The 15814-nt window shown below is 52.8% G+C and carries 16 protein-coding genes; 5 read left to right on the plus strand and 11 right to left on the minus strand.

Going from position 1 to position 15814, the window contains the following annotated elements; genetic code table 11:
* Window positions 1–95 precede the first annotated feature (95 nt).
* Window positions 96–509 (plus strand): META domain-containing protein, encoded by a 414-nt coding sequence (locus tag WKR14_RS16545; protein ID WP_101053799.1) that lies wholly within the window; start codon window positions 96–98, stop codon window positions 507–509.
* Between the two features lie 61 nt (window positions 510–570).
* On the opposite strand, the gene WKR14_RS16550 is transcribed toward WKR14_RS16545, so the two are convergent.
* On the minus strand, window positions 571–1893 hold the full coding sequence (locus tag WKR14_RS16550; RefSeq protein ID WP_039033182.1) for a dicarboxylate/amino acid:cation symporter: 1323 nt from the start codon (window positions 1891–1893) through the stop codon (window positions 571–573).
* Between the two features lie 288 nt (window positions 1894–2181).
* Between WKR14_RS16550 and WKR14_RS16555 the strand changes: the two genes are divergently transcribed.
* Window positions 2182–2631 (plus strand): GNAT family N-acetyltransferase, encoded by a 450-nt coding sequence (locus WKR14_RS16555; protein WP_101053802.1) that lies wholly within the window; start codon window positions 2182–2184, stop codon window positions 2629–2631.
* Between the two features lie 2 nt (window positions 2632–2633).
* Here WKR14_RS16555 and WKR14_RS16560 read toward each other — a convergent pair whose 3' ends face one another.
* From WKR14_RS16560 to WKR14_RS16570, 3 genes are all read right to left on the minus strand, one after another.
* Window positions 2634–3998, minus strand: a complete 1365-nt coding sequence (locus tag WKR14_RS16560; protein ID WP_101053806.1) for an L-serine ammonia-lyase — start codon at window positions 3996–3998, stop codon at window positions 2634–2636.
* A 15-nt stretch (window positions 3999–4013) separates the two neighbouring features.
* Window positions 4014–5327 carry an aromatic amino acid transport family protein gene (locus WKR14_RS16565; RefSeq protein ID WP_101053809.1) on the minus strand — a complete coding sequence of 438 codons (1314 nt, stop codon included), beginning with the start codon at window positions 5325–5327 and terminating at the stop codon, window positions 4014–4016.
* A 419-nt stretch (window positions 5328–5746) separates the two neighbouring features.
* Entirely contained in the window at window positions 5747–8308 is a 2562-nt protein-coding gene (locus tag WKR14_RS16570) for an acylase (RefSeq protein WP_286995394.1), read from the minus strand.
* Window positions 8309–8540: 232 nt separating this feature from the next.
* On the opposite strand from WKR14_RS16570, the gene yjjX reads away from it, so the two are divergent.
* Both yjjX and WKR14_RS16580 read left to right on the plus strand, forming a co-directional pair.
* A complete protein-coding gene (gene yjjX, locus WKR14_RS16575) occupies window positions 8541–9077 on the plus strand; it encodes an inosine/xanthosine triphosphatase (RefSeq protein WP_101053814.1) in 537 nt (178 codons plus the stop codon).
* Between the two features lie 238 nt (window positions 9078–9315).
* The gene (locus WKR14_RS16580; protein WP_101053818.1) at window positions 9316–10293 is read left to right on the plus strand and encodes a bifunctional helix-turn-helix transcriptional regulator/GNAT family N-acetyltransferase; all 978 of its coding nucleotides are present in this window, start codon (window positions 9316–9318) and stop codon (window positions 10291–10293) included.
* Between the two features lie 5 nt (window positions 10294–10298).
* On the opposite strand, the gene WKR14_RS16585 is transcribed toward WKR14_RS16580, so the two are convergent.
* The 7 genes from WKR14_RS16585 to rplU all read right to left on the minus strand — a co-directional run bounded on the left by WKR14_RS16585 (window position 10299) and on the right by rplU (window position 14461).
* Window positions 10299–10688, minus strand: coding sequence for a DUF3718 domain-containing protein (locus WKR14_RS16585; protein ID WP_101053820.1), 390 nt, complete (start codon window positions 10686–10688; stop codon window positions 10299–10301).
* A 132-nt stretch (window positions 10689–10820) separates the two neighbouring features.
* Window positions 10821–11303, minus strand: coding sequence for a type 3 dihydrofolate reductase (folA, locus tag WKR14_RS16590; RefSeq protein ID WP_101053823.1), 483 nt, complete (start codon window positions 11301–11303; stop codon window positions 10821–10823).
* Between the two features lie 23 nt (window positions 11304–11326).
* Complete coding sequence (locus WKR14_RS16595; RefSeq protein ID WP_263619378.1) at window positions 11327–11794, minus strand: threonine/serine exporter family protein; 468 nt, start codon at window positions 11792–11794, stop codon at window positions 11327–11329.
* A complete protein-coding gene (locus tag WKR14_RS16600) occupies window positions 11794–12555 on the minus strand; it encodes a threonine/serine exporter family protein (protein WP_101053828.1) in 762 nt (253 codons plus the stop codon). Before WKR14_RS16600 ends, WKR14_RS16595 begins: the two co-directional genes overlap by 1 nt.
* Before the next feature lie 23 nt (window positions 12556–12578).
* Window positions 12579–13745 carry an Obg family GTPase CgtA gene (gene cgtA, locus WKR14_RS16605; protein WP_101053831.1) on the minus strand — a complete coding sequence of 389 codons (1167 nt, stop codon included), beginning with the start codon at window positions 13743–13745 and terminating at the stop codon, window positions 12579–12581.
* 135 nt (window positions 13746–13880) lie between these two features.
* Window positions 13881–14135: a 50S ribosomal protein L27 gene (gene rpmA / locus WKR14_RS16610; RefSeq protein ID WP_011760936.1), complete on the minus strand. Its 255-nt coding sequence runs from the start codon at window positions 14133–14135 to the stop codon at window positions 13881–13883.
* 14 nt (window positions 14136–14149) lie between these two features.
* A complete protein-coding gene (rplU, locus tag WKR14_RS16615; protein ID WP_025012063.1) occupies window positions 14150–14461 on the minus strand; it encodes a 50S ribosomal protein L21 in 312 nt (103 codons plus the stop codon).
* Window positions 14462–14734: 273 nt separating this feature from the next.
* Between rplU and ispB the strand changes: the two genes are divergently transcribed.
* Window positions 14735–15706 carry an octaprenyl diphosphate synthase gene (ispB, locus tag WKR14_RS16620; protein ID WP_101053833.1) on the plus strand — a complete coding sequence of 324 codons (972 nt, stop codon included), beginning with the start codon at window positions 14735–14737 and terminating at the stop codon, window positions 15704–15706.
* The last annotated feature ends 108 nt before the right edge of the window (window positions 15707–15814 follow it).

Here is a 15814-nt window from a genome sequence, read left to right on the forward strand (position 1 = left end):
CTGAGTTAGCATTGGATATCACCCTTCTCCCCCTTTTTAATCCGCGTTATTCTTGTCACACTATAAAGGCTTTATAGACTAATGGAAAAATGACCATGATTAAGAAAACTCTCGTAGCTGCTGCGCTGCTATTTGGTCTGGCTGCCTGCCAAACCACCCCGGATACCCAAGGTCAGTTTCTGCCACTGGAAGGCAGCTGGCAAGTAGAAAGCATTATGGGACAACCGACAATAGATTACAGTCCCGCCCAGCTGGTTTTTACCAAGGATGGCAAATTGTCAGGTAACAACAGCTGCAATAACTTCTTCGGCACCTATTCCCAGGAAGGCTTGAAGTTAAAGCTCTCCCCCGCCGGCAGCACAATGAAAGCCTGTGTCGATGCACTGATGGCCCAAGAACAACTGGTGATGCAGGCCCTACCTCAGGTGACCCAAGGTGAAATCAGCAATGGCAAACTCTTGCTCAAGGGGGTTGACGGCCAGGTTCTGCTGCAACTCAGCAGCCTCTGATTTTTCCCTTCAGTCATAAAAAAACCGCCTTCAGGCGGTTTTTTCATTTATGTAACTCATATCAATTACGGCCATGCTCTATAGTGTCAACGGCATTCTGTTCAGCTATCAGAGCACTCTGCTGCATATCGGCATTGTAGTGTTCGATATCCAGTTCATTTTCCGACTTGGCAATCACTGTGGTAGCCACCAAGTCGCCGGAGACGTTAACCACAGTGCGGGCCATATCCAGAATACGGTCGATACCGGCAATAATCGCCACCCCTTCCAGCGGCAAACCTACTGTGGTCAGCACCAGCGTCAACATCACCAAACCGGCGCCGGGCACACCTGCAGTACCTATAGAAGCCAGCGTCGCTGTCAGAATAATAGTGATGTAGTCCACCCAGGTGAGGTCTATGCCAAAGGCCTGAGCCACAAACAGCGCAGTCACCCCTTGGTAGAGTGCGGTGCCATCCATATTGATAGTGGTACCCAGCGGTAGCACAAAACTGGAGATCTTCTTGTTCACCCCCAAGTACTCACTGGCACACTTCATACTGGCCGGCAAGCTCCCCGCCGAGCTTGACGTGGTGAAGGCGACAGCCATGGCATTGCTTATACCCTTAAAGAAATGCAATGGATTGAGACGGGCAAAGACACTCAAGACCAAGCTGTAGAAGCCGACAATATGCAGGAAACAACCGATATAAACGGCAACAATCACCTTAATGAGCGGCAACAACATCTCCATGCCATACTCACCGGCGACCCAAGCCATCAAGCCAAACACCCCGTAGGGCGCCAGACTCATCACCATATCGGTCAGTTTATACATAGCTTCTGCCAGGCTCTCGAATACCCGAATCGCAGGCTTGCCATGTTCCCCTATCAACACCAGGGCAATCCCCAGCGCTACCGCAAACACTATCACTTGCAGTATCTGCCCTTCGGCCAAAGCCGATACTGGATTGGTAGGCACTATGTTGATCAGGGTTTCCATCAAAGAGGGGGCCTGGGCAACCTTTTCGGTACCGATTTCAGGTGTCATGCTCAAGCCGGATCCCGGACGTATGACAGAACCGACAATCAACCCCAGGCTGATGGCAATGGAAGTGGTACCCAGGTAGAAAGCAAAGGATTTAAAACCTATCCGCCCCATCTTGGCGGTATCCTGCATTGAGGTCACCCCCACTATCAGCGAGCAGAACACCAAAGGCACTATCAGCATCTTGATAGTGTTGACGAACAAAGTCCCTATCGGCTTGAGATAGATGGCGTCTTTACCCAGCATCAGTCCTGTGCTCATCCCCAGAACCATACCTATCAGTATCTTCAGCCACAAAGGCAGCCCCGACCAGCGTGACCACAGACGGCCGATGCGTGAAGGTTCGTGTTTTGACATGTGTAAACCTTGATATTTGAAAAAGAGAGGGGCCATTTCCTTGGCAGATGGCCGAGATCAGACATCAAGGCCGGTGCGCGAGTTTAGCACAGAGCACCTTCCGCAAGGATGATCTGTATCACGCTGCCCGGTTCCTGAGGGAGTAACCATGAGTTGGCACTTGATAATCCGAGCAAAGCCGGAAGTGACACTTTTGATCCAGTCCCCTTTGCGCCTACACCTGACTGCTGATAAATTGTGCCCCGCCCCACAAACACTCCGAAGCAAACAGAACTCAAAGGAATAATTATGCTGCTAAGAAAAGGTACCCCAAAAGACACCGAGGCCCTGGTGGCCTTCAACCAGGCGATGGCACAGGAAACCGAAGGATTGGCACTGGATAGCGACACCCTGAGCCGTGGCGTCAGCACTCTATTGGAAAACCCCGCCAAAGGTTTTTATCTGGTGGCGGAGATCGATGGAGAGATTGCAGGCTCCTTGATGGTTACCTATGAATGGAGTGACTGGCGCGCCGCCGACTACTTCTGGATCCAGAGTGTCTATATCAAACCCGAGCACAGACGCAAGGGGATCTACCGCGCCCTGTATCAGGAGGTCAAAGCGCTGGCAGAGCGCCAGGGGGGCGCCGCCAGCTTCAGGCTCTATGTCGAGCAGGAAAACTCTCGTGCCCAGCAAACTTACCAGTCACTGGGCATGAGTCAGAGCCACTACTTGATGTATGAAGAAAAGCCCACCTAAGTTCAGGCGCAGATACTGGTAACCTTAATGGCCAGGCCACCCTGACTGGTTTCCCGGTACTTGGCGCTCATGTCCTTGCCGGTTTCATACATGGTGGCTATCACCTTATCCAGGCTGACTCTGGGCTCACAGTTACGCCGCAGCGCCATTCGGGCCGAGTTAACCGCCTTCACGGCGGCAATGGCGTTACGCTCAATACAGGGCACTTGAACCTGCCCGGCGACAGGATCGCAAGTAAGCCCCAGATTGTGCTCCATGCCGATTTCGGCCGCCATACACACCTGGGCTGGGCTGGCTCCCATCAGCTCGGCCAAACCGGCCGCCGCCATGGAGCAGGCAACCCCGACCTCACCCTGACACCCTACTTCGGCACCCGAGATAGAGGCATTACGCTTGTAAAGCCCACCTATGGCCGCGGCGGTCAGCAAAAAGCGACTGTACTCCTTCTGCCCCAAAGGACGAATGAACTTGTCAAAATAGGCCATCACGGCCGGAATAATCCCGGCCGCTCCATTGGTCGGCGAAGTCACTACCCGACCACCGGCCGCATTTTCCTCACTGACCGCCAGGGCAAACAGGTTCACCCAATCGACTATGACCATAGGATCGCTGGAAAGACGCTCCCCGGTTTGCAATTGCCGCAACAGTGCCGGTGCCCGCCTTGGTACTCTCAATGGCCCGGCCAGAATCCCTTCGGTATGACATCCCTTGTCGATGGCTTGCTTCATTGTGTGCCAGATATTGCCAAGACCACGGTAGATGCGCTCCTCTGGAGCCAACGCCTTTTCATTGGCCAGCATCAGCGCACTGATACTCATGCCGTGTTCGCGGCACAGTGCCAGCAACTCTTCGGCATTGGTAAAGGGGTAAGGTAAGCTCTGCTCACTCGCAACTTGTTTACCAAAGTCGGCCTCTTCCACCACAAAACCACCGCCGATGGAATAGTAGGTCTTGCTGGTCAATACCAGCTCACCGGCCCAGGCGGTGAGCCGCATGGCATTTTCATGCAGCGGCAGGGTCTCACTATGAAACTGCACGGCATCGGCCGGAAAGGCCACCTTGTGCCCGTGTCCGAGCACGAGTTCACCACAGGCCTGCACCTGCTGGATAAATGCCGGGATCGCATCTATATCCACAGCCTCCGGACTATTGCCCGCCAACCCCATAATGATGGCGATATCTGTATGGTGGCCCTTGCCGGTCAGCGACAGTGAACCATAAACATCGACACTTACCCGGGTTAGCCGACTCAAACGTCCTTCAAGATGCAGCTGCTCGACAAAATCCCGCGCCGCCTTCATAGGGCCTACAGTATGAGAGCTGGAAGGGCCCACACCTATCTTGAAAATATCAAAGGTACTGAACATGCTCACCTCAGTAACTTATCCTTGGAAGAAGGAGTAAAAAATGGCGGTCATGGACATCAAACCGGCCACTATCACAAAGATGTTGCTCAAACGACCGCGATAGGCTTTGAGTGCCGGTACTTTGTAAACAGCATACATAGGCATCAGGTAGAGAATGGCCGCGATCACTGGGCCGCCCAGAGCTTCAATCATCGTCAGGATACTGGGGTTGGCGATTGCCGCGCCCCAAACAGTCAGAAACATAAACAGCTGAATACCGCGATTCAGCCCCTTGTCGCTGCAACGCTCTCGAACGAATGGCAACTGTTTGGAGGCAATTCCCTTCAACCCTTCAGTGGCTCCCAGATAGTGGCCAAAGAAAGAGGAAACTATGGCCACAAACGCAACAACCGGCCCCACATAGCTGATAAACGCACTATCATGGATATTGGCCAGGTAAGACAAAATCGGCAAGTTGGATGCCTTGGCTTGTGCCAGCTGTGCCGGACTCATGGCCAGTACACAGGAAAACACAAACAGCATCACAAACCCCAGCAACATCATGGCAGTATTACGCAAGATCATATCGGCCTTCTTGGCCGCATTGGCGCCATGTTCCCGCTTCAGTGATACCGCAAACTGGGAAATTGCCGGAGAATGGTTAAAGGAGAAGATCAACACAGGGATGGTGACCCAAACAATACCGAGAAACTCTCCGGCCGAAGGAACCTGCATCAAGGCATCCAGCTTCCAATCGGGAATGAGATAGAGCGACATAAACAGCAAGATGCCAACCAGAGGATAAACCAGGAATTGAGTCACTTTGAGCATCAGCCGCTCACCGGCCACCATCACGGCCATCATACCGGCAATCAAAGCACCGGACAGTAACCAACGCGGCAAAGATGCCATCCCCAATTGATGCACCATAAAACTGTCAACCGTATTGGTAATACTCACGCCATAAATCAACACAATGGGGTAGATGGCCAAAAAATAGAGCCAGGTAATGGCGCGACCTGCGCCAACACCGAAGTACTCCTCGACCACTTGAGTGATATCACTGCCTTCAATCTTCGAGGCACAAACAAAGCGAGACAAGCCCCGGTGAGAAAGATAGGTCATGGGACCTATCAAAATGGTCAGCAACAACAGCGGCCAAAAACCACCGAGACCGGCATTCATAGGTAAAAACAGGATCCCGGCGCCCACGGCAGTGCCAAACAGACTCAGCATCCAGGTGGTATCCTGGGCCGTCCAGGCCAGTGAGCCTGACACTTGTCCCTTTCCCGGTGTGGTGGGGGTCAGTACTGCGTCTTGAACCTGCGTACCTGTGATCTCTTGTTGCATAAGGATTACCTTAACTTCGGCTTTAATTGGCGGCAAGCATAGCCAATCGCCCACCAAAGAAATTGATCTGAACCGCCATTCACGACACTGAACTTGAGCTCTACGTCATAACTGGGATCCAGATCGGCCTTTGGCTGTAATAAAATTTCAATTAAGCAACAAGTTGATTCCACCCCGCAAAGCCGTGGAAACACAGACGCTACCTTGAATGTCAGCCGGTAAAGCATCAGGTTTGCAGAGAAAAACAGCAACAGAGATCACCGGCACGTTCGAGATAAAAATATGACATGACTCAACAAGGCTGAATTAAAACCCGACAGTGGTCACGGTCCAAGTTGTAATTTTATTAACAAACCGGCAGCAGGCAAAAAAAATGCCGCTCATCGAGATGAACGGCATTGAAACTGAAAGAATAGCGCTTAACGCTCGAGCGTCAGTTCCATCTTGGATACGGTTGCCGCATCAATATCCGCTTCTTTGAACAGCAAGGGGCGGAAACGTTTCTCACCGGAGTAGAGCGCGGTCTGATCGGCAAACTCAGGACGCAGAATATTGCTGGTCTCTGAATAGGTCAGTATTCCTCTCGCCTCCGGGCCCTCATCGGTAAAGCTCACCGCCATCATCCAGCTGGAGCCATAACGAACCTGATAGCCCTTGGCGCTCAGACCGGAATCCAGCGCTTTGCCGCTCAGAATATCGGTTGCCGGTGCGTACGAATGCTGCGGGATCAGCGTATCATCACCACTGGTCTTGGTGGAAAATACGTTGAAACCACCCTCGGCATGATGACTGCCGGGCCAGGGCAAACGCACACCACTGGCGCTGCCATCCGGCAATGAACGCTCGACAAACTGTACACTGCCAAGGGGCGCATCAACGGCAAAACCGGCCGCTTCCAGGTTGAGCGCGGCATGTGCCAGCGCGGTGAGCGCCGAACCGTCAGAACTCAGCCCTGTGGGAGTGGTCGCTGGCTGCAAATAATCAAAGCCTTGGGTCAACATGGTTTTGTCATTGAACAGGTGGGCAAATTCCCGAAGCAAGGCGCCGCCTTTACTGTCGTTGTCCTGATGACCATTCCAGGCCTTGAGCGCCGTGCAGGCAGCGCTGATATCCTTGGCAAGGGTACCGACCATGACAGGTTCACTGCCCTTGGCCTCGCACTGGGCAATCAGATCATCCAAAACCATTTCGGCCAGATAGCTGCGGTTGTTGAGCACTGCCGCCTCCAGTTCATCCAGGTTGAACTTCTCATCACTACCGGCGGCATCACCAAGCAGCTTGAGCCCCATACGGGTTCTCATACTCAGTTGGCCACGCTCCGGGCCGTACATGGGGGAGAAATACTCCAGCGGCTCGGCCGGGTTAGTAGACCAGAAGGAGTTGTTGGAGTTTTGTACAAAGTCTGTGCGTTCCAACTTGGGCGCCCGCTCGAAAGGCGTGGGGCCATCGAAGGCGAACAGCGAGGTATTGCCCGGCAATATGGTAAAGCCCGCCTGCGCCTTGGCCGCCTTGATCTCAGGGGAGGTCTTCAGCAATACCACAGCCGCCTCGGATAATCCCGGCACGGTAGAGTCATCGATATAGAAGGCGTTGCCTTCCCTGTCGGCATACATGGTGTTGTTGAAGATCATGCCGTCATAGTCTTTAAATGCCTGCACAAACTCCTGCTTGTTAGCGGCCATGTTCATCGCCAGCCAGTGATCCACGGGATCCATGGTCGCCATGTTGGCATCCTGCAACATAAAGGCCTGGCCATCGTCCCAACCAAAAGGTGCCTGGGTGGCAGGCGCTTCTACTATAGGTCCCTTGGGAGTGGTATAGATATCTTTTTCGGCTACCAGCATACCCGCCGGACCGGCATTGACCAGCACCTGCACGGTTTCCTTGCTGATAGGCATAGGCTCACCGTCAAACAGATACTGCATTCGGTCGCCGGAAACCAGCTCCAGGTTATAGACCACAAAATGTTCGGCGGTGGAGAAGGTATGGGTCCAGGCGAGATCTTTGTTGAAACCAATATTGATTGGGCCCGGCATGCCTACCAGAGAGCCGCCCATCACATCCAGGTGACCGGGAATGGTGGCATGGGACTGCCAGAACCTCAGGTTACCCGTATGCGGGAAGTGCGGGTTCCCAAGCACCATGCCCTTGCCGTTTTCCGTCTTGTCTTTGCCAAGGCCCCAGCCGTTGGAGCCCAGTTCACCCGGGTTGGTCTCCGGGGTTGAAATATTGGCGGCTCTGGCAATCAGCTTGCTGTTGATGTCATTGACAAAAGCGGTCTGGGCGGCAGAGGCCGGAGCCGGGCCGACTATTCGCGGCAGATATTCATCACCATCACCCGGATTGGCGTAAAAAATAAGATCCAGGAAGTTGGCCGCCCCCGGTAACAGGGCAATTGAAAACAGGTAGGTCACCACATCTTCAGGTTCAATAGGCTTGACCCAGGGTTGCCCGGCACAGAAGGGCTCGGCCTGTTGCTTGCCTTCGGCCACATCGCTTAAATACCGGTTATAGCCGGCGACAAACCCGCTGATCAGTGCCCGGGAGTTTTCGCTGAATTCAGGCCATTTGACCTCGGCCTGAGCTCTGACCTTGAGCGCCTTGTAGGCAAAGTCGGAGATCAAGTTGCCATTGTCTTCCCGGGCCGGGATCCCTGTGGTGAAGTCCAAGCTGGCATGGGGGCCGAAATACATGGAACGCTCTGAGTTGGCCTTAACAAAACCATCGGCCAGGATACACAGATTATCCTGAGCCTGCACATAGCCGTTACCGAATCCCAGGCTTTCCAAATTGTCGGCTTGAATATGAGGTACACCGAAACTGGTGCGCCGAACGCTGACTGAGAGCTTGCCGTCCGGTGCAAATGCCTGCAGTGTGTTATCGACCGGAGGCGGGTTCTGATCGTTGTCGTCATCCGAACAGCCAACGAGTGCCAGGGTGCCTGCCAGCCCCATGGCGTACATGAGTTTGTTGAATTTCATTATAATTATCTCTTTTTTAATGCCATTTATCCGACAAGGCCCAGCCCCTTGAACAATACAACTCCCCAAAGCCATACGGGTTTGTCGTGGCGCCTATGTCGTGTCCCTCGGTGCATCTTGCGTTGTGATTTATGGCGCGTCACAATGACGCCCAACTCAAGGTCACACCTCCGACCATTTAAACAACGATTCAAACGCCCGTCTACATTAAAGATCCATTAAAAAAACAAATATGAAACAAAAACAGTTACAGATAGTGGTGGGTTCCACCAACCCGGTGAAAATCAAAGCCGCCGAGAATGCGGTTCGCGCCCTGCATCCCGACGCCGAAATCCACTGCCAAGCCATGAAGGCGCCATCCGGTGTGGCGGAGCAACCCATGACAGATGCCGATACCCGCCAGGGAGCCATCAACAGGGTCGAATGGTGCAAAGCTAATGCAGATGCCGATTACTATCTGGCAATGGAAGGTGGGGTGGATGATTTCCCCCAGGGGCCGGCCACCTTTGCCTATGTCGTCATAGCCACCAAAGAACGCCTCTGCGTCGGCCGCAGTGCTCACCTACCCCTGCCGCCCAAGGTTTATGCCGCGCTCAAGGCCGGTGAAGAGCTGGGGGATGTGATGGATTCGCTGTTCAATACCGTCAATGTCAAACAGGCAGGTGGCGCCATAGGGCTCTTGACCCAAGGGCAAGCTACTCGCGAGAGTATTTATCACTCGGCCTTGCTGCTCGCATCGGCGCCACTGCGTTACCCGGAGCTTTACTGATACCAGTCACCACTGTTATTAATAGGTGCTGTTACCAATGAGCAGCGCAATCAATCACAGTGGTGTTTACATTGACCGGCTTCCGCTCATTTCTTCCTATTACCTGTGAAGATGCCCGGCCCTTGCCCACCCAATCCATGAAACAAGCTGTTGCAAATAGATACAGACTGAGCTAACTTGAACTTAGCATTAGTTGCTTGTCGCAACCAATTTATCTTTTTGCGAGGTAACCCCTTAGATGTCCCTCAACATAAAGCCTCATGTCACTGAAACCGGCAATCAGCAAGAATCACCTCAGGATGATCTGACCCAGGTCAGTCCTGTACTTAGACAACTGTCACGTCACCTGGTACGGCAACTGGGCATGTTATCCGGCGCCTGTGGGCAACTGCCGCTGACCCCGGTGCAGGCACACACACTGCTGGAGCTGGGACAAAAAGATCTCAGTATCAAGGAGCTGGGAAACCTGCTCAATATCGATAAATCCAATGCCAGTCGTGCCGTCAGTCACCTGGTCAAGAAACAACTTGTGCAAACCAAGGCCAATCCCAGAGACAATCGCTGTCTGCAGGTCAGCCTAACCCCTGCCGGTCATAAGATGCTGAAACAGTTGGATACTCAGCAAGATAACCAATTTGCGGACATTCTTGCCCAGTTGGCACCGAGCGAGGTGACCCAACTGGAAGCCAGCCTGCGCTGCTACAACAAGGCGATTACCAAAGCCAAGAGCCAACAGGGGGTGGTCATCAGGGCACTACAGGCAGCAGATGATGCCGAGTTGGCCGCCGTGATACGCGCAGTATCGGCCGAGTATGGCCTGACTCCCGATAAGGGCTACAGTGTAGCCGACCCGACCCTGGATCACCTGAGTCGCCAATATAGTCAGCCAGGCAGCCAATATTGGATAATTGAAAAACAGCAGCAACTGCTTGGCGGTGCAGGTATCGCACCATTGCCCGGCGAAGAAGGCATTTGTGAGTTGCAGAAGATGTACTTTATGCCCGCACTGCGAGGCCTGGGGCTCTCCCGCCGTTTGGCACTGCAATGTCTCAGCTTTGCCCGCGAGCAGGGATATAAGGCTTGCTATCTCGAAACCACCCAACTGTTGCCACAAGCGCTTGGCCTCTACGCCAGCCTGGGCTTTACCACCTTACCCAAGCCCCTTGGCAATACCGGCCACAGCGCCTGCGAAATCCCCATGTTGTTGACGCTGTAACGAACTCAGCTGCCTAGGCGATCTTGGATGGCCAGGGTAATAATGCTGGCGCCAAAACCATTGGCGTCGGCCCAATCGACTATGGTCTTGCCGTCAGCTTCCACCACTTCCAGTTCGGTTTTTGACAAGCGCTTGGCAATAAACTCGCCGGTATCTTCGGCATTGCTGTGATAGGCAGTACGCAGCAGGCTTTCGCCGTCACAGGAGAGCCCGGAATAGATATTACGCAGCTTCACTCGGTTCTCTTTCAATTTCTTACGCAGGCGATTTTTGTCGTTGGACTTGACGTAATCACAGATACTGGCAGCCAAAAGATCTTCGGCTTTAGCAGTTGAAGGGGTTGACACTGAAGATACAGCAATCAGTGCAGCAATGGCCACGGGCAACAGACGCATCTGACACTCCTTTTTGTAATAGTTATTAAAACCAAGAGTCCCCGGCAGACAAGTCTGCCGGGGACTCTTGGCATAAGGATCGCTTCGTGGCCGGTGCCACTCACGTTTCAGGGTTCAAAAGTCTGTTACAATTTAACATTTTCTAATCATATTGATAAAGCGAAAACTCAACCCATTCACACTACTGCCACTTTCCTCATAAACTTGCTGCCAGCTGCCATCGTCCCATTCAGGAAAACGAGTGTCCCCTTCCACTTGTAAGTCTATCTCTGTCAGATACAGCCTATCAGCCTGAGGTAGGATTTCACGGTAGAGCTGACCACCACCTATTACCACCAACTCTTCGCAGTTTCCTGCCGCTTCCACTGCCTCTTCAAAAGAAGAAACCCGGGTAACACCTTCCGGGGCGTAGTCGCTCTGACGGCTGATCACTATGTTATGGCGTCCGGGTAGAGGACGACCTATTGATTCGAAGGTCTTACGTCCCATCACCACTGGCTTTCCCAAAGTCATCTGCTTGAAATGGCGCAAATCTTCCGGCAAGTGCCAGGGCATTTGGTTATCTTTGCCTATGACTCTGTCATGGGCCATGGCGGCAATCATGGCGATGCGCATATACGCTCCTTGTTAATATTGGATTAAATCACCGGGCGGGTACGGAAATACAACAGGCTGGGCATGGCAAGACCAACAGACAAAGCACCGAGAATAAACACGGTTTTCAGGCCATTGGTAACCACCTGCTCCCACAACTCAGTGCTGAGCTGTGACTGGGCGGTCAATTGCACCAGGGCAATCACAGTGTTGTAGGCATAAGAACCCGGGATCATAGGGATAATCGCCGCCACGGCATACAGCAGCGGCGGTGCCAGATGACGCCTGGCAAAGGCTATGGTCACCATGCCTATGATGCCGGCAGCGGCAAAAGTGGCCCACTCTATCGGCAAACCAAACTGCAACATCAAGGTCCGTGAGCTGTGGCCTATGGCTCCGGCCAGAGCACAATAAAGCAGATAACGCCTGGGAACATTGAACAGCATGGCAAAGCCCATGGCGGGGATAGCCGAGAAAAAGGCATCATTCAGCAGCAACAACAGAGTATCCATCACAGGAAAATCCCCCCAAGCTGCATGGCAATGGTAATGCCTATCACGGAGGAGACTGTCATCAAGGTCGCCTGCCCCCAGCGGGAGATCCCCACATTCATATGCCCTTTAACCATATCCGATATCGAGTTGATCATCGGAAAGCCGGGAACCAGCATCAGCACAGAGGCCGCCATCGCCAGCTCAGGGGTTTGGGTCACAGGATAGAGATACCCCAACTGGGCTGCCAAGCTGGTGACGAAGGCGGTCACGGCAAAGTTCACCAACACATTGAAGTGACGTTGCGCCATGGCCAGGCGCACAAACATGCCAATCACAGAAGCAAAGAAAGTGATAAAACATGCGGCCAGATCACCACCGAATAGATGACAAAAACTGCCGCAAGAGAGGCCTATCATGGGGATAAGCAGCCACTTGGGGTAGGTTTTGGGTTGCAGTCTGGCGAGGCGCTTGCGGACTTCATTGGGGCCATACAGACCTTTTTCGGCCAGCAGGCAGATGCGCTGCAGCTCGCACACCACTGTCATATTGATGCCGTGCTCGCGAATGCGTCGGGTGGTGGTGATACAACGACCGGAAACCAAGCTGGTGAGCACCAGCGAATTGGAGGAGATGGATAGCTCGACACTGGCCAAGCCAAGTGCCCGGCCCAGACGCTGACTGATCTCTTCAACCAGTTCAGATTCAGCGCCATAGGCCAGCAATAGCTGAGCAACCCGGACGACCTGCCGGGTGATATCGTTTTGGGTATCAGCGTACACAGGTGTTCAGGCTCGCTCAGATATTATCTTTGGTAAATAACCTCAACATCATAATCATCGTCGTCGAAGTCATCGTCGAACTCATCATCATAGTCTTCGTTGAGATCTTCCAGGCTATCCTGATGGTAGTTGTCCCATTTGAACTCAACATCGGCGTCAGGATCTTGTTGTTGCTCTTCCGCCGGCAGACTGCTGATAAAGTCATAGAGCTTTTCAGCCAGTTCCTTGGTGCCTTCACGGGTATAAGCCGAGATGGTGTAAACATCCCCTTCCCAGCCCATCTCCTTGACTATGCTGTCGACTCTTTCCTGCAGTTCTTCTTCCAGCAGCAGATCTGTCTTGTTGAACACCAACCAACGTGGCTTGGAAGCCAGCTTGGGCGAGTATTTCTCAAGCTCAGTGACAATCGCCTTGGCCGCTTCGGCAGGACTCGAGCCATCAATAGGCTCAATATCCAGGATATGCAGCAATACACGACAACGCTCAAGGTGTTTGAGGAAGCGAATACCTAAACCGGCACCTTCGGCAGCACCTTCAATCAACCCTGGAATATCCGCCACCACAAAGCTCTGCCCTGGGCGAGGATTTACTACACCGAGATTAGGCACCAGGGTGGTAAAGGGATAATCGGCCACTTTTGGTGTCGCGCGCGAAACCGCCCGAATAAAAGTCGACTTACCGGCGTTTGGCATACCGAGCAAGCCCACATCTGCCAGCAGCATCAGCTCAAGACGCAAGCTGCGCACTTCACCTGGCGTGCCCAGCGTTTTTTGTCTGGGTGCACGGTTCACACTGCTCTTGAAGCGGGTATTGCCAAGACCGTGGAAACCACCTTTGGCCACCAACAGCTTCTGACCATGCTGGGTCAGGTCACCGAGTACTTCGTCGGTTTCTTCATCAACCGCCCGAGTTCCCACTGGCACCTTGAGCACCAAGTCCTGACCACCTTTACCGGTACAGTCGCGGCCTCGGCCGTTTTCACCGCGCTCAGCCATATGGAAACGCTCAAAACGGTAGTCAATCAGGGTGTTGAGGTTTTCGTCAGCTTGCAGATAAACACTGCCGCCGTCGCCACCATCGCCACCGTCTGGACCACCATCCGGCACGTATTTTTCACGTCTGAAGCTGACGCAGCCACTGCCACCATCTCCAGCTTCAACTCTGATCACTGCCTCATCGACAAACTTCATACATACTCCTGGCACCACGGAATGAGGCAATTATACTGCCTAACCCTGCAAGGCGCCAAAAAACAGAAACTATGGCTCTCGCCCAAAACAAAAGCCCCACCAATGGCGGGGCTCAAAGCAATTCTGGTTTGAAGATTAATCTTCGATGCTAACGAACTTACGGTTGTTAGGACCTTTAACTTCAAACTTAACTTTGCCGTCAGTCAGGGCAAACAGAGTATGGTCACGACCGATACCTACGTTAACACCTGCGTGGAACTTAGTACCACGTTGACGAACAATGATGTTACCAGCCAGAACTGATTCGCCGCCGAAGCGCTTTACACCAAGACGTTTGCTTTCTGAATCGCGGCCGTTACGAGTAGAACCGCCAGCTTTTTTGTGTGCCATGAGTCAGACTCCTATTAAGCGTTGATAGCAGTGATTTTAACTTCAGTGAACCACTGACGGTGGCCCATTTTCTTCTCGTGGTGCTTACGACGGTTGAACTTTTGGATAGTTACCTTTTCACCACGGCCATGGCTAACAACAGTAGCCACAACTTTACCGCCTGCTACCAGAGGGGTACCCACCTGGACGTTTTCACCATCAGCGATCAGCAGAACTTGATCGAATTCGATAGTTTCACCAGTGGCAACTTCAATTTTTTCCAAACGAACAGTATGGCCTTCAGCAACACGGTGTTGCTTACCACCACTTTGAAAAACAGCGTACATAGCTATTTTACTCCGAAATTCTTAACACGCCGGCTCATCTCTATGAGGCTGGGTGCTACAAAAACTTTAATGACAATGGGCGCGGAGTTTACGCGAATAATCCCTTACAGGCAAGCCCTAATTGAAGCTCAAGAAAAAAAGACCGGATTAACTCGCACATTACTCCCTCTGCTACTGTCTTGTTCATTAATTTTAGGTAAACTTCGGTCTATTACAATACTTAAGCTTATCGGGAGCTGCCGATTCGGCGTTCCTTCATACCTAGAGTCTACTATGGATTTAACTGCTATCCGTCAGCTGGCTGACGCCGACATGCAAGCCGTCAATCAACTGATCTACAAACAACTCGAATCTGATGTTGCCCTGATCAATCAATTGGGGTTCTACATCATCAACGGTGGCGGCAAACGTATGCGGCCGTTACTGTCGATTCTGGCAGCAAGATCGCTCGACTATAGTGGTGAAGCACACCTGAAGCTGGCCGCTATCATAGAGTTTATTCATACAGCTTCACTGCTCCACGACGATGTGGTGGATGAATCCACTCTGCGCCGTGGACGGGAGACAGCCAATGCCCTGTTTGGCAACAGCGCCAGCGTGCTGGTCGGCGACTTTCTTTATACCCGCTCTTTCCAGATGATGACAGAGTTGGAGTCGATGAAGGTATTGCAGGTACTGGCCAACACCACCAACGTACTGGCCGAGGGTGAAGTGCTGCAGTTGATGAACTGCAACGATCCGGATACCACAGAAGCCAGCTATATGCGGGTAATCTACTGCAAAACAGCCAAACTATTTGAAGCCGCAACCCGTCTGGCCGGTGTGCTGGCCGGTTGCGACAGCGAAATGGAAACGGCGCTGGCCGACTATGGCAAATACCTGGGCACCGCCTTCCAGTTGACCGATGACCTGCTGGACTACACTGCCGACGCCGAAGAACTGGGTAAGAACATAGGTGACGACCTCGCCGAAGGTAAACCCACACTGCCGCTGATCTACGCCATCGCCCACGGTACAGAGCCACAGCGCCAGATGATCCGCCAGGCGATTGAACAAGGTGATGGCACCGAGCATATCGAAGAAATTATCAATGCACTCAACACCTGTGGCGCACTGGAATATACCCAGCAAAGGGCCTATGAAGAGGCCGATAAGGCCGTAGCGGCCCTTTCGGTACTGCCTGAGTCCGACTACAAGCTGGCGCTGATAAGCCTTGCTAAAATCGCCGTAGCCCGCAGTCACTGATAGGCTAAAGACGACGGATTAAAACCCATCAGTTGAATTTGTCGTTTAACCCAAGCAAAAAAGGAGCGCTCAAAGCGCTCCTTTTTGTTTTTGGTTTGTTGTTTATGG

The sequence above is a fragment of the Shewanella chilikensis genome, assembly GCF_037953065.1.
In the GTDB taxonomy this organism is placed as follows: domain Bacteria; phylum Pseudomonadota; class Gammaproteobacteria; order Enterobacterales; family Shewanellaceae; genus Shewanella; species Shewanella chilikensis.